Here is a 20,922-nt window from a genome sequence, read left to right on the forward strand (position 1 = left end):
GTCAGCTCGCCTTGCTCACGGTCACGCCGGTGCGCTTGAGCGCCAGCGCCAACGCATCGGCCAGGTTGGCCTTGGTCACGATGCCCTGCAGATCCAGGCCCAGATGCACGATGGTCTGCGCAATCTGCGGGCGCACGCCGCTGATGATGGCATCGGCGCCCATCAGCCGGATCGCGGTGACGGTCTTGAGCAAATGCTGCGCCACCAGCGTGTCCACGGTAGGCACGCCGGTGATGTCGATGATGGCGATCTCCGAGCCGGTGTCGACGATGCGCTGCAGCAGCGATTCCATCACCACCTGGGTGCGCTGCGAATCCAGCGTACCGATCATCGGCAATGCCAGCACGCCCTCCCACAACTTCACCACCGGCGTGGACAGCTCCAGCATTTCTTCCTGCTGCCGCACGATGATGTCTTCGCGGGTTTTCTGGAATGCCTTGACGGTGTACAGGCCCAGGCGGTCCAGCAGTTCGGACAGCGCCCACAGCTGCTGGGCGAGGTCTTCCGGCTTGCTGGCATATTCGCGCTGCACCAGCTCGAACAGCACGCGCTTGAGCGAGAAGATGAAGTTGGCGGTTTCCTGCGAATCGAAGCCGCGGGTGGCGCGGTCGCGCGACAGATTTTCCAGGAAGCGACGCACTTCGCTCCACTCGGCACTGTCCAGACTGCTACCGTCGTCCTTCAACGAGGCGACCAACAGCCTTAGAAAGTCCGCGCCCTGGGCCTGCAGATCCTGCCGGGAGATGCGCGCATCGTTGCCGAGGCCTACGTCCAGCCAGGCGGCCAACAACGCGGCTTCTTGGCCACGGATCGCGTCGATTGAGCGCTGCTGCAATGCCACCATGAGATCACCCGCCAAAGTTAAGAGGAGACACTGGGCATGCAGGTTGGCCTGCGCCATGACTGACGCGGCGCCCCCACGCCGATGCGCAGCAGAGTAAAGCAATTCAGATTCGGCAACCAGCGACCAAACCTGTAGCAGTCAGAGGACGCTACTGGCGGCAGTTTGACATTGCAGCGCAAGCGCCGAACGTGCACCGGGACACGTCGTTGGAATCGGGAATCGGGAATTGGGAATTGGCATTAGGGTGCTTGATGTTGGTCGGGAGTGCGCAGGCGCGGACTGCATGTGTGTGATTGGCTGCTGAGACGTATGCCTGAGCGACGGCGAGTCCCGGTCTCTTGCAAGCGGCATGTCGCTGCGCTGCTACGGTCGCTGCGCGTTGTCGCGCAGGTCTTGTGTGCGCGCACGCGCCGGGAGCGCGCGTGTGGCGCCATTGCGCCACGCATCTGCCCTTTGCTTCTGCACCCACCACGCCATGGCACTCAAGCAACCGCTACCGGCCTCGGCGGTGCATCCCCAAGCCGCTGCAACGCGGTGTGCTACTGGCAGTGTTTTGATCCGGCCGTCGGCGTGGTCTGATCGCCAACCGCTTTTTCCAAGGTTCCCTCCCCGCAATGTCGTCGCTTTTTTCGCCTTATCAGCTCAAGGATGTCTCGCTGCGCAATCGCATCGCGATCCCGCCGATGTGCCAATACACCGCCGTCGACGGCTTTACCAACGATTGGCATCAGGTCCACTACGCCAGCATGGCGCGCGGTGGCGCCGCGCTGGTCATCGTCGAGGCGACCGGCGTATCGCCAGAAGGTCGCATTACCCCAGGCTGTCTCGGCTTGTGGAACGATGCGCAGGCCGAAGGACTGGCACGCATTGCCGCCTCGATCACCGCAGCAGGTGCGGTGCCCGGCATCCAGATCGGCCATGCCGGTCGCAAGGCCAGCGCCAACGCACCGTGGGAAGGCGACGACCATATCGCCGACGGCGATGCGCGCGGCTGGGACACGTTGTCGCCGTCCGCAGTCGCCTTCGGTGGCGGCCTGTCCAAACTGCCGCGGGCGATGACGCTGGACGACATCGCCCGCGTGCGTGGCGATTTTGTCGCCGCCGCGCAACGTGCACGCGATGCAGGCTTCAAGTGGCTGGAACTGCACTTCGCCCACGGCTATCTGGCACAGAGTTTCTTCTCGGTGCACGCCAACCACCGTGAGGATCGCTACGGTGGCAGCGCCGAAGGCCGCGCGCGCTTTCTGCTGGAAACGCTGCAGGCCGTGCGCGCGGTGTGGCCGGAACATCTGCCGCTCACCGCACGCTTCGGTGTCATCGAGTTCGACGGCCGCGACGAACAGACGTTGGCCGAGGCGATCGACTTGACCCGCGAGTTCAAGCGCAGCGGTCTGGATCTGTTGAACGTCAGCATGGGCTTCAGCACGCCGAATGCGCAGATTCCATGGGGCCCGGCGTTGCTGGCACCGATCGCCGAACGCGTCAGCCGCGAGGCGCAATTGCCGGTCGCCTCGTCCTGGAACATCGACGACCCCATCGAAGCCAACCGCGTCGTCGCCGATGGGCAGATGGAGCTGGTGATGGTCGGACGCGCGCACCTGGCCAACCCGCATTGGCCGTACCAGGCGGCACTGGCACTGGGCGAAGCGCGTCCGTCCTGGGTGCTGCCGCCGTCATACGCCCATTGGCTGGAGCGCTACGGCAACCGCAGCTGATCACACGCGGACTGCGACGTTGCCGCTAGCGCGGCAACGTCTTGCTCAAACAAAGACATATCCCGCCCCGCCACGATCGCTGCAAGCACGGGAGGGAACGCTACCTCCCACCTTCGCGCAGACCGCACGGACGGCGCGCAGAACAGCACGCCAATCCCCAATTCCCAATCTCTGCAGCGACCAGCGACACACCGGTCGCACGACGCATTGGACGGCGCGCTAAGAACCAAAGTGTGCCAATGGCAAAGGACCACGCTCATTGAGCGTTGCACGCGCGAGAACCCACGCACCTTCGCACGTCACCGCAGACCGCAGAGACGGCGTGCAAAGCAGCACGCCAATCCCGAACGCCTAATCCCCAATCCCTGCGGCATCAGCCGCTCTAAAGCCCGTAGCGCTCCACCGCCTCCAGATGCGGACGCGTGTCCTGCTCGCAGGCTTCGGCCAACCGCAGCCAGCACATCGGATGCGACCAGCGCGAGGTCGTGCACCGCAGTACGCGATGCAGTTCCTGCGGCGCGACGTTTTCCGGAAGCGCCACGGTGAACAACACGCCTGGCAGCCCGGACGTCGCATCCTCCGGGTCGAATGCATCCGGGTGCTCCGGGTCGACCACGCGATAGTCGTCGCGACTATGCAGCCACGCCTTCCACCCGCGCGTTTCCATATCTGCACGCAGCGCCTCGATCACCTCGTCGCCAGGGTGGACGCCGTCCACCAGCCAGCTGCTGCCATAGCCACCTGTCTGCAGCACATGCACCTGCGCATAGGTCGGTACGAACCGCGCACGCTCGGCCTCGTCCTCCGGCGCCGGATACAGCAGCTCCGCATCGAACACCACCCAATCGCCGACATGCTGACGGCGGTGGGCCGGTGCGTTTTCGATGATGCGCGCGGTCACCGGACCGGTGCGACGCGCGTAGTACTCGCCCACTTCGCCGTCGTCCACGCACCGCACGATCACCCAGCCCCAGTCTTCTTCGACAACCCCGCTGGTGCTGCTCAGCTCCATGCCGATCGCGGCTGCCGACACCCGCACCGCATCCCAGTCCTGCGCGGCACTGGCGGCGGTCATATGGTCCCAATGCGCCGAACGCGGCTCGTCCATCAGCGCGATCAGTTGGCGGTAGACGTCGGCCGCTTCGGCAAAGCGGCCGGTGTTGAGATACATGCGCGCCAGCAGCCCGCGCGCGCCGTGCGAGCCCGGCGAGAGCTCCAGTAGCGCGGTACAAGCCTGTTCCAGCGCCGGCCAATCGCCCAACCGTTGCGCAAGCTGGGCCTCGCACCACAGCGCCGCCACCGGTACCTGCGGGCGATACAGCAACGCCAGCCGGCGCACGCCAGCGTCATCGCCGCGGCCAAGCAACAGATTCATCAGGCGGAAGGTGGGGCTGGTTTCGCGGTCGGCATGCCGCTGCACGAAATCCCACAACAGCGTGATCGCTTGCTCGTCTGCCGCGCAGGCACTCAATGCCGACGCCGCGGTATCGACCAGCTCGGCATCGTCCGGACGCTCGGCCACCGCCTGCAGCAACCATTGCGCTTCGCGCTCGGGATTGCGCACCGCCTCCTCGCCCTGCGCGTTCAACCATTCCAGCAACTGCGCCGCAGGTACAGGCGCGTCCTCGCCCGCCGATGCGGATGCGATGCGCGCAGCCCACCCATCCAGCGCCTGCGTGGCGCCACGGTCCTGCCGCAACTTGGACGCATGCGCGCGCGCCAGCGCAAGATGCCGGCGCGCGGTCCACACCGCACCGCGCTGCAGCGCCAGATCCATCGCGAGCTCGGCGGCCTCGATCAGGATGCGATGCGCACCGACCTGCGCGTAATGATCCAGCATGACCTGCAGGCGGCTGCCCAGATCCCAGGTGTTGCGCTCGGGTGCGCGTGACGTCAGCACCGCCACCGCGCGCAGCCAATGCAGGCGATAGCGCGGCGCCACTTCGCGCCACGGCAGCAACGCCTCCATCGCTTCGTCATCGCGCTGCAACAGCGCCAGCGCACGTGCTTTCTGCAGACGACGCGGCTGACTGCAGTTGGCCCACTCCGCGCCCTCGCGCGCGGCCTCGACTTCGCGCTGTTCGATCAGCGCCAAGGCATCGGCTGCACGCCCCAACGAGAGCAGGATCGAGATCCGCATGTCCGGCACGCCGTCGTAGATCTGGCCGCCGTGCGCCACGATGGTCTGCGACTGCTGCTCCAGATAGCTCAGCGCCGCGTCGCCGCGGCCGTCGTCGAGCAAGGCGTCGGCTTTTTCGCAGCTCAGGCACTGGTAGCACGACCAACTCGGGTCGATACGGCCCAGGGTTTCATCGCAAACCTCGATGCGCTCTTCCACCCAGCCCGGGCCATCGATGTTGGCGTAGCACGCCGCCAGATCCTGGGTGACACACACCGATTGCGGGCACTCCACCGCATCGGCGCGATGCGCGCGCTCGAACAGTGCCACCGCATCGCCCAGCGCGCGCTCGCCTTCGCATAGATTGCCGACCCGGTTACGCATTTCCCAATGGCCGACGAACACCTCCAGCCAGGGGTTGGCCAGCGTCTTGCCCAGCGCACGCGCCTCGGGCAACAACGCTTCGGCACGCTCGATCTGCAGATCGCAGATATGGTCGGTCAGGCGTGTCAGCAGCTGCGCATTCTGCGGCTGCCCGGCTTCGCCCAGGTCGTCCTGCAGCTTCTCCACCCAGTTCCAGATTTCCATTGCGTTGTTCCTTTAATGCGGCGCTCAGCGCGCCAGCAATTGGGTCACGGCCTCGGCAAGATCGCCGAAGGCCTTGTTGAGATCCGAACCGCCCGACTCCGCGCCGCCAGCCTGCGGCTGCGCGCGCCCTTGCGCAGAGACAATCACCTTGAGCGAGCGCAGCAAGCGCGCGGCGACCGCAGCCTGCGGGTTGCCGGCACGTTGTGCGGCGAGCAATGCCTGCAGCGCAGGATTGTCGAGATTGAGATACAACCGCTGGGTCTGGCGCGCTTCGATCCGCGCAGTGAACTGCCGCGCCAGGCGCAGCGCTGCAGTGGACACCCGCTTGTCGTTTTCGTCCTGCTCCAGCCGGCGTTTGAGTTCCGCCTCGCGGTCGGGCACCACCACCAGCGGTAGCTCTTCGGGGCTGAAACGCGCCGGAACCAATGCCTCGCCATCGCCCAGATGCTGTTCCAGCCACGCCAGTTCGTCGGCCGGCAACGTATCGAGATGGAACAACTGGCGGTTGCCATGCTCGGTGCCCAGCTCGACCAGGCGCACGCCCTTGGCCTGCGCCCACCGACGCAGAAACGGCACTACCGCGTAGCGGTTTCCGTACGCCACCGGCACGCCCATCGCGCGGAACAACATTTCTTCGAAACCGCTGTCGCTGTCCAGGATCACATGCACCGCGCCACGCGCCGGTAGCTGCTGGGCCGGCAGATCGCCTTGCGAGGTCGGCACGCGCACATGTTCCAGCAGCAAGTCGAACAGACGCTCATCGCACAGCGCCGCACCCAACAAGGCCTCGTTATGCCGCAACAGAATGCGACGCCAGGCTTCGGGCTGTTGCCGCGCCACCTCCGCCAAGCCCTGCACCAGGGCTTCGGACAAGGCGTGCTGCACCGAGCTATAGACCGTATCGCGCTGCAGATCCTCGCGGCTCGCGGTCGGCGTCAAACGGTTGGATTCGATCACTCCGCCGATGAAACCGGCCCACGGCGGCAGCAATTCGCGCGCATTGTCGTCCAGCAACATGCCGCGCAAGAACACCGACAGATTGCGATTGTCGCTGGTGCCGTAGGTGGCCCCGTCCTGCACCCATAACAGGCCGACCGCATCGCTGCCGTCGGCGGCACGCACCGGCATGCAGCACAGCGGTTCGAAATTGCGTTCGAAGCGCGCCGCAAACTCGCGTTGCCGGCGCCATGCCTGCACCGGGTGCAACGGCACTGCGTCGTCCATGCGCCACGGCGGCGGCTCCGGATTGATCGGCTGCGCATCGGCACCGACCCAGATCGGCTCGCGCAACAAGGCGCAGTAGCGCGACAGAATCTCGTGCAGGCGCGCGTCCTGCGCCAACGACAGATACTGGTCGTGCAATTCCAGCACCACCTCGGTGCCCACCTGCGCGCGCGCCGGGATCGGGCTGACCGTGTATTGCTCGGCATTGCTGGAGATATAGCAATGACCCAGCGTCGGGCTCTGGTACGAGGTGGTGCGCACGGTGACGCGTCGCGCCAGTACGAAGGCCGACAAGAAACCCAGCCCGAACATCCCGATCAGGCCGCTATCTTCGTGGCCTCCCTGGCGCAGCCCGCGGGTGTAACCCACACCCACGGTGGCCAGATAATCGTGAATTTCCTGCTGGGTGAGCCCGGCCCCGGTATCGGTAATGCGCACGATGCCCTGCGCCGGATCGGCATGCACATGGATGCGCGCTTCGCCTTGCCAATCGGGCTGTTCCAGGCGGCGCCGCAGGATTGAGTCGTGCGCGTTCTGCACCAACTCGCGCAGCGCGACCACTGGCGTGGAATACAGATGCTTGCTGAGAACGGACATCAGTCCATTGAGATCGACGCCGGCGCGGCGGATCTGTGAGGCGTCCGTCGCCTCGGAGATATGATCTTGCATGATCGTCGTCGTTTCCTTGGCGGCCACGCCCGTCCTCGGACGCGCCTCCTGGGTGGCAGTGCGAGCCGGCAAGGATAGCCGCAAGCCATCCTGGACGCACGTCTCACTTCGGCTTCTGTGCCAGCGTGCGTACAGCTGCGTACGTCCCGCGACCAGCCCGTATCCAGTCGTCGGAAACGACGCGCCACGGCCCGGCGTACATGCCGGGCCGTGGCGCTGTCGGCTAACGTTGCAGGGTTTCCATCGGCGCTTCATTGAAGTGCTGGCGATAGCCTTTGGCCAGCGCTGAACGACTGCCAACGCCCCAGCGGCTGGCCGCCTGCAACACGCTGCCGCAGCCGCCTTCGGCCAGCAGCTCGTCGCGGATGCTCTGCATGCGATAACGCCGCAGCACCTGAGTCGGCGACAGCCCGGTGGCCGACTTGAACGCCTGCTGCAAGGCACGCCCGGTCACACCGATCTGCGCGGCCACTTCATTGATCGACAGGTCCGAGCGGTGGGCATTGGTGATCATGTAGCCGTAGGCACGGCGGTACTTGGCCGGCAGGCGCGCGGAGATATCGTCGCTGACGTGCGCCGGGGTGCCGCTTTCCAGCAGACGCGGTGCCTGCACTTCGCTGCGCAGGCATTGCACCGCACCCAGCGCATAGCGGTTGTACAGCAACAGGGCCTGTTCGGTACGGCCCAGCGCCTGGCTGATCTTGGCCTGGCAGTACTCGAACTCCAGATTCCAGCGCGGCGCGTGATGCCGGCCGGCCCCGGCCAGGGCACGCTCGGCCAGATCGGCGCGGCCTACCGCCAGTGCAGCCAATGCCAGCTCCACCTGCGCATCCTGCCGCGCGCAGGGCGGGCAACCGGTTGCCGCGGCCGGCAGCGCATCGATCTGCGCGTCGAACCCAAAGGTGTCGCCGCCAGCGATCCGCAGCAGGTTGCGCACGTGGCGCATCCGCTGCGCCAGCACCGGCATGCTCTCGGCCAGATCGGCGATACAGGCGCGCAGTTCGCTGGGCTCGAAGGCATGCGCGGCGTCTTCCTGGCGCAGCGTGGCCTGCCAGAACACGTGGTCGCTCATGCGGTCGGCGCGACGGATGCGCAGCTGCGCAATCATGTCCAGGCGCAGCGCGGTGGCAATGCGCAACCAGTCCGATGCACCGGTTTCCAGCTCGGACAGCGACTCGCGCGCACGCTCCAGCGTCTGCAGGGCCAACGTGCTCTGGCCGAGGTGAAAGTGGGTCAGCGCCTTGCCAAGCAGACCTTCGCCGCATAGGCAGGCTGGCGTATCGCGGTCCATCGCAAGCTGCGCAAAGCAGTTCAACGCCGCACTCAGACGACGCTGGCTCAGCATCAACCAGGCGGTATTGCGGCACGAGAGCAGCCGCAGCTGCCGCTGTTGGCCGCGCATTGCCTTCAGCGCATGGCGGTATGCATCTTCGGCTTCTTCCTGGTATTCGAGAATCAATAGGGCATCGCCGCTGGCGCCCAGCAGGCTGACCTCATCGTCGGGGCCATCGGGTGTTCCCTGGCCATCACGGCGTTGTTGAAGATGTTGCAGACCTTGCGGCCAGGCACCAACCAGCATCCTGCTTGTATAGGTAGGAAGACGATCTGCGTAAGACAACGCAGAAATCGCTGCGAAGTAGGTTGAAAGGATCATGCCGGGCTCTCTCTTGGGGGGACGAGCAAAAACAAACAATGCGCAGCTCTCACTGGCGCAAACGATTGTATGCAGCGGATCCAATGGAATTTCCCACCTGCAAGCACCGCAAAAATCAAAAAACCTCACTCTGTCTTCCAACGCTTCTGCCGTACGTTTTGCATATGCGGCATTCTTTTCTGCAGAGCGTGCGCATTGTCTAGCGCAGGACATTTCCCACCATCCGAACACGTACGGACGTCGCGCTGCGCCCGAACAGCGCAGCGGCGTCCTGTAACGTCTGCCAACGCACGGTCTCAATGCGGATTCTGGGGTGTTTGAGTCGATTTCGGCATGTGCGACAGGCGCACCGTAGTCACGCAGCTGCGGGCACGTCCCGCTCATAACGAAAGTAACTTTCGTGTTACCTGCCCAGCTGAACCTATTCCCTAAGCGCGGCGGGTTCGCCGTAATCGCAATACCTTGGTCTAGACCTTTCCAACCAATTTTCTACTGCCCATCCGGACACACATGTCCAGACACGGCGCGTGGATATGCATGCATCGGCTTATACATACCCAAGATGTAAGAGCTGCGTTGCGTATAGATGAGCGCAAGCTAAAGCGCACCGACCCAAACCCGAAGAAAAGTGCGTAGCAGTGAAACTTTCTGCCGCTGGAATGGTACATACCATTCGTCCGACCTCGGTCAGACCCTCCCCCCCCCCTTCGCAGCCGGATGGTATGGCAATGCACTTATCTCTCTCTGTGGATTTTGTGGCGACGCCTGCGGCCCGTGATCGGCACCGCACGCACGACTGGTACGTGTGCCGTCATGGGAAGGCTGGCTGATGCACGGCAATCCTCCCGGCAAGCATGGATCGGCTTTCCTGTTGACGCAGGACGCGCGTCTGGCATCGCAGGTCAACGCGAGCCTTGCCCCGCTGGGGCCACAATTTGCAGTGTTTTCCGATGAGCTGGAGCTGTTGCGCTCCTTGCGGCATTCGCCCTGCGAACTCCTGATTTTCGATGCGACCTGCGTCGCCTCGGACGATAGCTCGGTCCTGGCCTGGCAGCGCTGCCACAGCGGTCATCCCACGCCGCTGATCGTGCTGGGACGTTTCGACTGCCCTGACGACATCCTGGCCTGGTACCAAGCCGGCGCACAAGAAGTGTTAGCGCTCCCATTCAATTCGTGCGAACTCCAGGTGCGCGCGGCATTGGCGATTGCCCCTGCACCCCAGACCTGCCAGGAATCGCAGCACCTCACCGTCGGCCCGTATCAGCTGATACGCGAAGAAAACACCGTCTATCTGCACGGCAAGCCGATCGTGCTCACCGCGCGCGAGTTCTCGATTGCCTGGATGCTGTTTTCCAGCCCCGGCGTCTGTTTCCGCCGCTGCCAGCTCGCCAAGGCGGTCTGGGGTAGCCATACCGAGTTCACCGATCGCACGATGGAGCAACACATCTACAAGCTGCGCAAGAAATTGCAGCTGTGCAACCACAGTGGAGTGGTGCGCATCAGAACCGTGTATTCGCATGGCTACAAGCTGGAGCTCGCGCTGCAGGAGAGGGACCCGCCAATGCTTGGCAAAAGCGTGGGTTCGAGTACCGGACATCACGCCGCCGCCTGCTGAACGCTGCTCTCGGGATCAGGCCAGACTGATGCAGGTATCGAGGTAACTGCATTGCGGATAGCGACGGTAGTGACATGCATTCTCTAGCGACGGCGTCATGCGGTCTTAGCTGCGATTTTCAGCGTAGTTGAGTTATCCGATTAACTTCATTTTCGAACTATTTAGGCCGACTTGAACAGGAACCGACAGGGGTTCCATCGGCGCAGATAGACTGCAGGCCGCTGCGCTGCTCATGCGCTCTCCCACGCTGGGAATCAGCCAAGTGAGGCGCCTTGCAGGCTTGCCGCCTGGTCCTCTTGCGGAATGCAGCTCGCCCGGTTGCATGCGCAATAAGCACCTGCATTGGCCGAGGTACAACCGATTGCGCTTAGGGCCGCTCCGCTGGAGCAGCTAGCCCAGTGCAGACGCCAAAGGGCAGCTGACAGAACGACTGCGCAACCATCGGGCGGCAACCGGCTCGATGCGGCCACAGCGCGTCGCCGTGATTGCGCCCGGCGATGGCGTGCTCGGTACGCCATGCAATCAGCGCGGCAGCGCAGCCCGTGCTGCAGATCAGCAGGTACCACGCGACATTGCGACTTCTTCGCGCCGTCCAAGCGACCTGACCTGACCACCGCTCGCGACGCTTGCCTGGTCGCTTCAAGCCGCATAAACGACGATGGCGCAGGAATTCCTGCGCCATCGTTCAATCCACTTCGTGCAAAGCGATTACTGCTTCGGGCTCTCGCCGTACTGGTTCGGGCCCGGGGTGCCGTCCAGACACATGAACACGAGGACGACAAAGCCGCCGACGTAGGGGACGAAGCTGATCAGGTAGAACCAACCCGACTTGCCCTGGTCATGCAGACGGCGCACGGTCACTGCAATGCTGGGCACGATCAGCGCCAGCACGAAGATTGCCATGATGGCGCCGACCACCCATGCCAGCGGACCGGGGCCGTTCTCGCCCCCCATCACCGCCGCTGCGATACCAAACATGATGCCCAGCACGACCAGAACGATCACCTGCAGCAGCATGAACATCCAGTATTCCTTGCGACGCGAACGACCTTCGAAGTCGGCGTAACGCTTAAGCGGCAACAACATCCATTCCATCGTGGTTCTCCAGTACGAGCAGTCAGCAGTGTTTGTGATCCGGTGCACAGTGCAACGGGCCGCGCATGGTGCCATAGCCGCACTCTGGTGAAAACGTTTTCTTCACGCCCACATGCAAATTGCCGGGCGCCAGCCGACGGACGGTCGCCGGCTCCGCTGGGGAGCGTCAGGCGATGGCAATGTTCGACGCTGCCTGCTGGCAGCGCCCACTGCGCGAACCCCGCGCTTGGCCGGACAGCCTGCCCCGTCCCTGCCCCAACCCTGACCACGGCGCAGCCGCACCTCAGTCGGCCGCGGCCTCCAGCGCCTGACTCAGCCGCTCCACCGCGATGATCTCCATCCCCTTGATGCTGGCCGTCTTCGGTGCGTTGGCACGCGGCACGATCGCGCGCTTGAAGCCATGGGTGGCGGCTTCCTTCAGACGGTCCTCGCCATTGGGCACAGGACGGATCTCGCCGGACAACCCGACTTCGCCAAAGGCAATCGTCTTCTCGGACAACGGCCGGTCGCGCAGCGAGGACAGCACTGCCAGCAACACCGGCAGATCGGCCGCGGTCTCCTGCACGCGAATGCCGCCGACCACGTTGACGAACACGTCCTGGTCGCCCACCACGATGCCGCCATGCCGATGCAGCACCGCCAACAACATCGCAAGCCGGTTCTGCTCCAATCCCACCGCCACCCGGCGTGGATTGGACAGTGGCGAGGCATCCACCAGCGCCTGCACCTCCACCATCAGCGGCCGGGTGCCTTCACGGGTCACCATGACGCAACTGCCGGGCTGCTGGGTGCTGCCGCCAGACAGAAAGATCGCCGACGGATTGGAGACCTCCTTGAGGCCCTTCTCGCCCATCGCGAACACGCCCAGCTCGTTGACCGCGCCGAAGCGGTTCTTGAACGCGCGCAGCAGGCGGAACCGGCTGCCGCTTTCGCCTTCGAAATACAGCACCGCATCGACCATGTGCTCAAGCACGCGCGGGCCGGCGATGCCGCCTTCCTTGGTCACATGCCCGACCAGGAACACGGCCGTACCGGTCTCCTTGGCATAACGCACCAGCCGCGCCGCGCTCTCGCGCACCTGGCTGACCGACCCAGGTGCTGCGGTCAACGATTCGGTCCACAAGGTCTGTACCGAGTCGGCCACGATCAGTTTCGGCCGCGCCACGCTGGCGTGCTGCAGGATGTTTTCGATGCCGGTTTCGGCCAGGGCGTTCAAGCCTTCCAGCGGTAGATCCAGTCGCACCGCTCGCCCGGCTACCTGCGCCAGCGATTCCTCGCCGGTGACGTACAGCACCGGCAGCGTTGAGGCCATGCTGGCCAGCGCCTGCAACAACAGCGTCGACTTGCCGATCCCCGGGTCGCCGCCGATCAGCACCACCGCACCTTCAACCAGGCCACCGCCCAGCACGCGATCGAACTCGCCGATGCCGGTGGACACGCGCGCTTGTTCGGACTGCTGCACATCCTTGAGCGCAGTGATCTTGGGTGCCTCGGTCTTGCCGGCCCAACCACTGCGACGCGACGCCGCGGGCGAGGCCTTGCCGCCAGGGGTGGCACTTTCCAGCACGATTTCGCTGAGCGTATTCCACACACCGCATTCGGTGCATTGCCCCTGCCATTTGGTGTACTCGGCGCCGCACTCGCCGCAGACATAGGCCGTCTTCGCCTTCGCCATCGTCGTCTTGCCTGTTGTCGTTGATGCGACAGGATAGTGGCTGACGGTCTCAGCATGCGCGACGGCGCTGCAGCGCGCGGCCGACATGCGATCGGGAAGTTCTGATTCTGCAGCACAAAAAAGCCGCAGGATCGACGTCCGTCGCCCCTGCGGCTGCGTTGTCGACATGCGCCTACGCGCGCACATCAGCCATGCACTTACCTGGCCTTGTACAACTCACTCAAACGGTCAGGCGTACCGGCAATGCGTTCCAGATGCGGATACAGCAAACCACCGTGGTAATCGATGCGCACGGTGTCGTAACGATCGCCGCGCTTGACCAGCAACTCGATCGGCGCGGTGGTGCCCTTGGCCGCCTTGATCGCGTCCTTGATCACCTCACTGCTGAAGGCGCGGCCGTTGACCGCCATGATCGTGTTGCCCGCGATCAAGCCGGCGTTGAAGGCCGGGCCGTCCCACAGCACATCGCTGATATCGCCCGAGGCTTTCAAAGACAGTCCAAGCGAATAGGTCAGGCTGGCGTCCTTGTCGTCGCTCTCGTCGGCCTTGGTGGCCAGATTCGGCTCCTCGTTGTAGACCAGCTTCCAGCCGTTGGCTTCGATGCCGCCGTTCAACGAACCATGCCCGTCCATGCGACTGCGCAACAGGCTCGCCCAGTCGTAGGCGGCCACGCCGTTGAGGGTGGCGACGATGTCGTCGAAGGTGTACGGATTGACGTCCCAATCGCCGTTCTTCATGCCGAAGAACGCCTTGCCGAAATCGTCGATGGAGCGCTTGTTGTTGGTCAGCGCGCGCAGCTTGCTGTCCACTTCCAGCCACATCATCTGGCCGCCTGAGTAATAGTCCTCGGCCATCTGATAGCTGCGGTACGCCTTGGGACGGCGCATCGACATGGTCGGGTCGTTGGTGGTGTCCTGCACGGTGCGCCAGGCCATGCCGGGGCGACCACGCTCATAGCTGGCCGCCACGCCGGCCAGCATCTCGCGCGCCTGATCCTGCGTCCACAGGCCCGAACGTGCGGACATCACTTCGCCCCAGAACTGGGTCTGGCCCTCGTACAGCCACAGCAGGCTGTCGCCCATTGGCACGTTGAAGTTGGGCGTGGCCAGATCGGCGCCGCGGCGGTACTTGCCGTTCCAGGAATGGTTGAACTCGTGTGCGAGCAGGTCGCGCCCGGTCCAGCTCTTGTCCCACTCGGTGAAGTAAGTCGGCACGCCGCTGTTTTCGCTGGAACGGTGATGCTCCAGGCCGATGCCGCCCAACTTCTTGGTCAGCGCCAGCAGGAATTCGTAGTGATCGAAATGCCGCGCGCCGTACAGCTTGTCCATCTGCTGCACCAGCGAGGCATGCGCCTTGATCTGCTCGGGCTTGGCGTCCAGCGACTTGGCTTCGTCGGCGAATACGTTGAGGTAGACCGGCTGCTTGCCGGCGCTCAGCTCCACGCGCTTGTAGTACTTGCCGGCGAACATCGGCGAATCGACCAGATCATCGAAATCGATCGGCTTGAAGGTCACCGTGTCGCCGACGCGGCGCTCGGTTTCCAGCGCCGTGGCATAGCTCCAGCCGGCTGGCAGCGTCACGCTGGCCTGCGCCTTGATGTTGCGTGCGAAGACGCCGGCCGGATACAGCGCCGTGGTATTCCACTGCAGGTTGAGCATCTCCGGAGTCATCATCACCCGGCCCTGGTTGGGGGCCTGCGGCGAGAGAAACTTGAACTCGGCTACCAGCTCGGTGGCGCCCTGCGGCACGTCCACGGTGAAAGCGTACACATCGAACTGGTCGCGCTTCCATGGCACCACCTTGCCATCGACCTTGATCACCAGACCGGCCAGCTTGTCGATCGGACCGGTGGGCGAGTGGTTGCCGGGAATCCACTGCGGATACAGCAGCGTCATCGGGCCGGGCTTTGCCGGCATGGTGGTCTTGACCTTGAAGATGCGGTGCGCCAGGTCGGTGGCATCGACGTCGATCTTCAAGGTGCCGTCGAACGGCACGTCCTGCGGCGGTGCGGTTTGCGCGGCGGCGGGCAACGACAGCGCTGCCAGCAACGACACGGACAACAGGGTGGGCATCTTCATCGCAACTCCGCGGGTGACCTGAAACAGGCAAGCCCACGATGCTAAGCGTCCACCACGGCTTCCCCGTATGCCATTGGTCATGCCGCAGGCAAATTCATGCGCAAAAAAAAGCCGCCAATCGCTGGCGGCCTTCTTCATAACAGCATGACGCGATCCGGCGTGGCGCCGTCTCAATGCATCATGTTGACGTTCATGTTGTGCAGCACCCACAGCGAACCGACGATCACGATGCCGATGATCAGCAGCGAGAACAGGCCCACCTGTACGTTGGAGCGCTGCTCGGGCGTGCGATCCATATGCAGGAAGTACACCATGTGCACCAGCATCTGCACCGCGGCCATGACCGAGATCACGACGATGGTGACACCCTTGGAGAACGCCCCACTCATCACCATCGCGAACGGGATGACGGTGAGGATGACGGCCATGACGAAGCCGATCAGGTAGGACTTCAAACCGCCGGCATGCGCATCGGCCGCGGTCTCGGTGTGGTGGTGATTGGCCATTACAGCGCTCCCAGCAGATAGACGACGGTGAACACACCGATCCAGATGATGTCCAGGAAGTGCCAGAACAGGCTCAGGCAGGCCAGACGCGTGCTGTTGCGCGCAGTCAGGCCGTTCTTGGAGATCTGGATCACCAGCACTGCCATCCACAACAGGCCCGACGCCACGTGCAAACCGTGGGTTCCGACCAGGGTGAAGAAGGCGGACAGGAACGCGCTGCGCCCCGGGCCGGCACCTTCATGGATCAGGTGATTGAACTCCCAGACTTCCATGCACAGAAAGCCGATACCCAGTAGCGCGGTCACGCCCAGCCAGCCATACAGGCCGGTCATGCTGCGCTTGTGCGCAGAGATCATCGCAAAGCCGAAGCTCAAGCTGCTGAACAACAGCAGGAAGGTTTCCACCAGCACGAACTTCAGATCGAACAGCTCCTTGGCGGTCGGCCCATCCACCGTGGCGCCGGAGAGCACCGCATAGGTGGCGAACAGACCGGCAAACAGCAGGCAGTCGCTCATCAGATAGACCCAGAATCCGAAGACGGTGTTGCCACCGCCGTCGTGATGCTCGTGGTCGTGATCGTGGCCGCCCGCGTGGGCGGCGTGGTCAAGCGTGGTCGAGGAAGCCATGGTCATACCACCTTCGCGGCCTGCGCCGCCTGTTGCTGTTCGAGCAGGGCGAAGCGCGCGTTTTCGATGCGCTCCACTTCATCGGCCGGCACCCAGTAATCGATGTCGTCATCGAAGGTGCGCACGATGAAGCTACCGATCATGCCCACCAGGCCGAGGATGGCCAGCCACCAGATGTGCCAGATCAGACCGAAGCCCATCAGCACGCTGAAGGCACCCATGTACACGCCTGCACCGGTATTGCGCGGCATATGGATCGGCTCGTACTTGGACGGACGCACCCAGCCCTTGCCATTCTGCTTGTCGGCCCAGAACTGATCTCGGTCGTCGATGTGCGGCAGCACGGCGAAGTTGTAGAACGGCGGCGGCGAAGAGGTTGCCCACTCCAACGTACGGCCATCCCACGGATCGCCCGTGTAGTCCATGTGCTCCTTGCGCTTCCACACGCTGTAAACGATCTGCAGCAGATTCAGGAAGATACCCATGCCGATGATCGCAGCACCGGCCGCAGCGACATACAGCCACGGCGCCCACTCGGGATGGTTGTAGGTGCTCATGCGACGGGTCATGCCCATGAAGCCGAGCACGTACAACGGCATGAAGGCCACGAAGAAACCGATGATCCAGCACCAGAACGAGGCCTTGCCGATCTTTTCGTTGAGCTTGAAGCCGAACGCCTTCGGGAACCAGTAGGTCAGACCTGCCAGGTAGCCGAACACCACACCGCCGATGATCACGTTATGGAAGTGCGCGATCAGGAACAGGCTGTTGTGCAGCACGAAGTCCACGGCCGGAATCGCCAACATCACGCCGGTCATGCCGCCGATGGTGAAGGTGATGATGAAGCCGATGGTCCACAGCACCGGTGAGGTCATGTGCACGCGACCGCGGAACATGGTGAACAACCAGTTGAAGATTTTCACGCCGGTCGGAATCGAGATGATCATCGTCGTGATGCCGAAGAAGGCATTGACGTTGGCACCCGAGCCCATGGTGAAGAAGTGATGCAACCACACCACGAACGACAGCACGCCGATGCACGAGGTGGCGTACACCATCGAGGTGTAGCCGAACAAGCGCTTGCGGCTATAGGTGGCGATCAACTCGGAGAAGATGCCGAACGCCGGCAGGATCAGGATGTAGACCTCCGGGTGACCCCAGATCCAGATCAGGTTGACGTACATCATGGCGTTGCCGCCACCGTCGTTGGTGAAGAAGTGCGTGCCCAGGTAACGGTCGGCACCCAGCAGCGCCAGCGCCACGGTGAGGATCGGGAACGCAGCGATGATCAGGATATTGGTGATCAACGCGGTCCAGGTGAAGATCGGCATGCGCATCAGGGTCATGCCCGGCGCGCGCATCCGCATGATCGTCACGAAGAAGTTCACACCGGTCAGCAACGTGCCTAAGCCCGAGACCTGCAACGCCCAGATGTAGTAATCGACACCGACCCCTGGACTGTATTCCAGCCCCGACAACGGCGGATACGCCAGCCAACCGGTCTGCGCGAATTCACCGACGCCGAGCGAGATGTTGATCAACGCTGCGCCGGCCACGAACAGCCAGAAGCTCAGCGAGTTCAGGAACGGAAACGCCACGTCGCGTGCACCGATCTGCAGCGGCACGATCAGGTTCAACAAGCCAGTCATGAACGGCATGGCCATGAAGAAGATCATGATCACGCCATGCGCAGTAAAGATCTGGTCGTAATGGTGCGGAGGTAGCACGCCTTCGCCACCGTTACCCGCCAATGCCTGCTGAGTACGCATCATGGCCGCATCGGCAAAACCGCGCAGCAACATGACCAGCGCCACGATGATGTACATCACGCCGATGCGCTTGTGATCCACCGAGGTGAACCACTCCTTCCACAGGTAGCCCCACAGCTTGTACTTGGTGATGGCGCCCGCGATGAGCAGGCCGAGCAGGCCTGCACCACCCAGCGCGATCATGATGATCGGCTCGTGGTACGGAACCGCCTCGATGGTAAGTTTGCCTAGCATCACTTGTCTCCAGAAGTGCACATGGCGACCGGCTCTACAGCCGATGCCTCATGGTCGCCGTGGCCTTTGCTATGGCCCGGACCATTCATGTATTTGTCGACCAGCGACCGGAACATGCCGTCCTGCACCGACGAGTAGTAGGTGACCGGATACTGTTCTTTGTCGTTGCGATTGGCAGCCAACACCTGATATTCGGCGGCATTCAAGGACGTCGGCGATGCCTTGACCTTGGCCACCCACGCGTCGAAGCCGGCCTGATCGACCGCATGCGCCTTGAAGCTCATCTTCGAAAAGCCGTGACCGCTGTAGTTGGTCGACAGGCCGAAGTATTCGCCGGGCTCGTCGGCCACCAGATGCAGCTTGGTTTCCATGCCCGCCATCGCGTAGATCATGGTGCCCAGGTGCGGAATGAAGAACGAGTTCATCACCGTATCGGAGGTGATCTTGAAGTTCAGCGGCGTGTGCACCGGGAACGCGATCTCGTTGACGGTGGCGATGTTCTGATCCGGGTAGATGAACATCCACTTCCAGTCCAGCGACACTGCTTCGATGTTGAGCGGCTTGACGTCCGAATCCAGCGGCCGGTACGGGTCCAGCGCATGCGACGAGCGCCAGGTCAGCACCGCCAGCACCAGGATGATCACGCATGGAATCGACCACACCACCACTTCGATGGCGGTGGAATGCGACCAATCCGGCTCGTAGCGCGCCTTCGTGTTGGATGCGCGATATTTCCACGCGAACGCAATCGTCATCACGATCACCGGGATGACCACGATCAGCATGAGCACCACGGAAGTGATCAGCAGTTGCTTCTCGTCGTGGCCGATCTGGCCTTTCGGATTGAGGATGGCCGAGTTGCACCCTGCCAACAGCAGGAAGGGCAACATCAGACCTGGACGAAGTAAACGCCCGAGATGTTTCAGCGGAATCATCGGTCGATCCAAGTGCGAAGGAACGCCAGCCGCGCGCATCGTCTCCGGCAAGGGAGATGTCCGACGATGCCCTTCCCTGTTGAAGGCGGGCCCGCGCAGACCGAAGACACGAGTTAGCGCGCTAATTTTAGTCTTTGCTGCACCTGCACGAAACCCATTGGCAATGATCTGCCGCAATAAATGCGCGCAAAATCGTGCGACATGTTGTCGCAGCGCAGCGTAAGCCAGGATGGGTGCCGTGATGGCCGTCGTTGCGACCTGCAATCGCACTGAAATGCATGCGACAACTGGGTGAAATTGCGCCTGCAGAGGCCAAAAACGCAACTGGGCCGGCCAAGGGCCGACCCAGTGCTGAAGCGATGGTGCCGGAAATAGGAATCGAACCTACGACCTACGCATTACGAATGCGCCGCTCTACCAACTGAGCTATTCCGGCGAGCCGTGCATTGTAGGAGCGGAGCCGGGGGCTGGTCAATCGCCCCAGGGGCGGGCGGCTGCCGTAGCCGGCGCCAGTGACGTGGCGGTACCCAAACGCTGCTCACTCTGCCGCGGCCAACGTTGGCCATCGACGCGCGGTCAGCTGACCAGACGCAGCCGCAGTTCCTTGGGCAGTGCGAACACCATCGATTCGGGCTCACCTTCCAGTTCGGACACGCTACCCGCGCCCAGCTCGCGCAACCGGGCCAGCACGCCATCGACCAGCACCTGGGGAGCGGACGCACCGGCAGTGAGGCCAATATGCTGTTTGCCGACGATCCAGGCCGGATCGATCTCGCTGGCGTTGTCGATCAAGTACGACTCCACCCCGTCACGGCGGGCGAGTTCGCTCAGCCGGTTGGAATTGGAGCTATTGGGCGAGCCGACCACCAGCACCAGATCGCACTGCCGCGCCAGATCGCGTACCGCGTCCTGGCGGTTCTGGGTGGCGTAGCAGATGTCGTCGTGCCGCGGCCCCTGCATCGCCGGGTAGCGTGCGCGCAGCGCCTCGATGATGCCCATGGTGTCGTCGACCGACAGCGTGGTCTGGGTTGTGTACGCCAGATTTTCCGGCTGATTGATCTGCAGCGTAGCGACCTGATCGATGTCTTCCACCAGATAGATCGTGCCCGGGCCGCGCTCGCGGCTCCACTGCCCCATGGTGCCTTCCACTTCCGGATGCCCGGCATGGCCGATCAGCACCACATCGCGGCCGGCCCGGCAGTGGCGCGCGACCTCGAAATGCACCTTGGTCACCAGCGGGCAGGTGGCGTCGAACACCTTCAAGCCACGGCGCTCGGCCTCCTGGCGCACCGCCTGCGAGACGCCGTGTGCGCTGAAGATCACCGTGGCGTTATCGGGCACCTCGTCGAGCTCTTCGACGAAAATCGCGCCGCGCTGCTTGAGGTCGTCGACCACAAAGCGGTTGTGCACGACTTCATGGCGTACATAGATCGGCGCGCCCAGCGTCTCGATCGCGCGCTTGACGATCTCGATCGCACGGTCGACACCGGCACAAAAACCACGGGGATTGGCGAGCAGGACATCCATGGCGAGCATTCTACGGGAATGGAGAAGAGGGTCGGAGCAAGCGGGGCGC

14 protein-coding genes and 1 tRNA gene are annotated in these 20,922 nt (G+C 63.4%); 2 read left to right on the forward strand and 13 right to left on the reverse strand.

The annotated features are described in order from the left end of the window. Window position 1 precedes the first annotated feature (1 nt). Entirely contained in the window at window positions 2–844 is an 843-nt protein-coding gene (locus ASF90_RS02675; protein WP_055845507.1) for an STAS domain-containing protein, read from the reverse strand. Between the two features lie 614 nt (window positions 845–1,458). On the opposite strand from ASF90_RS02675, the gene ASF90_RS02680 reads away from it, so the two are divergent. Then, window positions 1,459–2,559, forward strand: a complete 1,101-nt coding sequence (locus tag ASF90_RS02680; RefSeq protein ID WP_055845509.1) for an NADH:flavin oxidoreductase/NADH oxidase — start codon at window positions 1,459–1,461, stop codon at window positions 2,557–2,559. Between the two features lie 382 nt (window positions 2,560–2,941). Here ASF90_RS02680 and ASF90_RS02685 read toward each other — a convergent pair whose 3' ends face one another. From ASF90_RS02685 to ASF90_RS02695, 3 genes are all read right to left on the reverse strand, one after another. Then, on the reverse strand, window positions 2,942–5,266 hold the full coding sequence (locus ASF90_RS02685) for a bacterial transcriptional activator domain-containing protein (RefSeq protein WP_055845512.1): 2,325 nt from the start codon (window positions 5,264–5,266) through the stop codon (window positions 2,942–2,944). A gap of 24 nt (window positions 5,267–5,290) precedes the next feature. Further along, window positions 5,291–7,159 carry an ATP-binding protein gene (locus ASF90_RS02690; RefSeq protein WP_055846260.1) on the reverse strand — a complete coding sequence of 623 codons (1,869 nt, stop codon included), beginning with the start codon at window positions 7,157–7,159 and terminating at the stop codon, window positions 5,291–5,293. A gap of 223 nt (window positions 7,160–7,382) precedes the next feature. Beyond that, complete coding sequence (locus ASF90_RS02695; protein ID WP_193552548.1) at window positions 7,383–8,738, reverse strand: helix-turn-helix transcriptional regulator; 1,356 nt, start codon at window positions 8,736–8,738, stop codon at window positions 7,383–7,385. Window positions 8,739–9,642: 904 nt separating this feature from the next. Here ASF90_RS02695 and ASF90_RS02700 point away from each other — a divergent pair. Then, a complete protein-coding gene (locus ASF90_RS02700) occupies window positions 9,643–10,428 on the forward strand; it encodes a response regulator transcription factor (RefSeq protein WP_055845518.1) in 786 nt (261 codons plus the stop codon). Between the two features lie 708 nt (window positions 10,429–11,136). Here ASF90_RS02700 and ASF90_RS02705 read toward each other — a convergent pair. The 9 genes from ASF90_RS02705 to ispH all read right to left on the reverse strand — a co-directional run bounded on the left by ASF90_RS02705 (window position 11,137) and on the right by ispH (window position 20,873). Then, window positions 11,137–11,523, reverse strand: coding sequence for a DUF805 domain-containing protein (locus tag ASF90_RS02705; RefSeq protein WP_055845522.1), 387 nt, complete (start codon window positions 11,521–11,523; stop codon window positions 11,137–11,139). Between the two features lie 283 nt (window positions 11,524–11,806). Further along, a complete protein-coding gene (radA, locus tag ASF90_RS02710; RefSeq protein ID WP_055845525.1) occupies window positions 11,807–13,198 on the reverse strand; it encodes a DNA repair protein RadA in 1,392 nt (463 codons plus the stop codon). A 197-nt stretch (window positions 13,199–13,395) separates the two neighbouring features. Further along, window positions 13,396–15,276, reverse strand: a complete 1,881-nt coding sequence (locus ASF90_RS02715) for a tetratricopeptide repeat protein (protein WP_161963594.1) — start codon at window positions 15,274–15,276, stop codon at window positions 13,396–13,398. Window positions 15,277–15,446: 170 nt separating this feature from the next. Then, window positions 15,447–15,782: a cytochrome o ubiquinol oxidase subunit IV gene (gene cyoD, locus ASF90_RS02720; protein WP_005989936.1), complete on the reverse strand. Its 336-nt coding sequence runs from the start codon at window positions 15,780–15,782 to the stop codon at window positions 15,447–15,449. Next, complete coding sequence (gene cyoC / locus ASF90_RS02725) at window positions 15,782–16,414, reverse strand: cytochrome o ubiquinol oxidase subunit III (RefSeq protein ID WP_181112921.1); 633 nt, start codon at window positions 16,412–16,414, stop codon at window positions 15,782–15,784. The genes cyoD and cyoC overlap by 1 nt, the downstream gene beginning before the upstream one ends. Next, the gene (gene cyoB / locus ASF90_RS02730) at window positions 16,411–18,411 is read right to left on the reverse strand and encodes a cytochrome o ubiquinol oxidase subunit I (RefSeq protein ID WP_055845528.1); all 2,001 of its coding nucleotides are present in this window, start codon (window positions 18,409–18,411) and stop codon (window positions 16,411–16,413) included. The genes cyoC and cyoB overlap by 4 nt, the downstream gene beginning before the upstream one ends. Further along, on the reverse strand, window positions 18,411–19,346 hold the full coding sequence (cyoA, locus tag ASF90_RS02735; protein WP_055845531.1) for a ubiquinol oxidase subunit II: 936 nt from the start codon (window positions 19,344–19,346) through the stop codon (window positions 18,411–18,413). Before cyoA ends, cyoB begins: the two co-directional genes overlap by 1 nt. Window positions 19,347–19,706: 360 nt before the next feature. Further along, a tRNA-Thr gene (locus tag ASF90_RS02740) sits at window positions 19,707–19,782 on the reverse strand. A 140-nt stretch (window positions 19,783–19,922) separates the two neighbouring features. Continuing rightward, on the reverse strand, window positions 19,923–20,873 hold the full coding sequence (gene ispH, locus ASF90_RS02745; RefSeq protein WP_055846264.1) for a 4-hydroxy-3-methylbut-2-enyl diphosphate reductase: 951 nt from the start codon (window positions 20,871–20,873) through the stop codon (window positions 19,923–19,925). Between the last annotated feature and the right edge of the window lie 49 nt (window positions 20,874–20,922).

It is taken from the genome of Xanthomonas sp. Leaf148 (genome assembly GCF_001423585.1).
GTDB lineage: Bacteria > Pseudomonadota > Gammaproteobacteria > Xanthomonadales > Xanthomonadaceae > Xanthomonas.

Excerpts from the sequence above, each read along its gene's own strand:
- ASF90_RS02675 (WP_055845507.1), bottom strand. The coding sequence starts at position 844 with ATGGTGGCATTGCAGCAGCGCTCAATCGACGCGATCCGTGGCCAAGAA.
- ASF90_RS02680 (WP_055845509.1), top strand. The coding sequence starts at position 1,459 with ATGTCGTCGCTTTTTTCGCCTTATCAGCTCAAGGATGTCTCGCTGCGC.
- ASF90_RS02685 (WP_055845512.1), bottom strand. The coding sequence starts at position 5,266 with ATGGAAATCTGGAACTGGGTGGAGAAGCTGCAGGACGACCTGGGCGAA.
- ASF90_RS02690 (WP_055846260.1), bottom strand. The coding sequence starts at position 7,159 with ATGCAAGATCATATCTCCGAGGCGACGGACGCCTCACAGATCCGCCGC.
- ASF90_RS02695 (WP_193552548.1), bottom strand. The coding sequence starts at position 8,738 with ATGCTGGTTGGTGCCTGGCCGCAAGGTCTGCAACATCTTCAACAACGC.
- ASF90_RS02700 (WP_055845518.1), top strand. The coding sequence starts at position 9,643 with ATGCACGGCAATCCTCCCGGCAAGCATGGATCGGCTTTCCTGTTGACG.
- ASF90_RS02705 (WP_055845522.1), bottom strand. The coding sequence starts at position 11,523 with ATGGAATGGATGTTGTTGCCGCTTAAGCGTTACGCCGACTTCGAAGGT.
- radA (WP_055845525.1), bottom strand. The coding sequence starts at position 13,198 with ATGGCGAAGGCGAAGACGGCCTATGTCTGCGGCGAGTGCGGCGCCGAG.
- ASF90_RS02715 (WP_161963594.1), bottom strand. The coding sequence starts at position 15,276 with ATGAAGATGCCCACCCTGTTGTCCGTGTCGTTGCTGGCAGCGCTGTCG.
- cyoD (WP_005989936.1), bottom strand. The coding sequence starts at position 15,782 with ATGGCCAATCACCACCACACCGAGACCGCGGCCGATGCGCATGCCGGC.
- cyoC (WP_181112921.1), bottom strand. The coding sequence starts at position 16,414 with ATGACCATGGCTTCCTCGACCACGCTTGACCACGCCGCCCACGCGGGC.
- cyoB (WP_055845528.1), bottom strand. The coding sequence starts at position 18,411 with ATGCTAGGCAAACTTACCATCGAGGCGGTTCCGTACCACGAGCCGATC.
- cyoA (WP_055845531.1), bottom strand. The coding sequence starts at position 19,346 with ATGATTCCGCTGAAACATCTCGGGCGTTTACTTCGTCCAGGTCTGATG.
- ispH (WP_055846264.1), bottom strand. The coding sequence starts at position 20,873 with ATGGATGTCCTGCTCGCCAATCCCCGTGGTTTTTGTGCCGGTGTCGAC.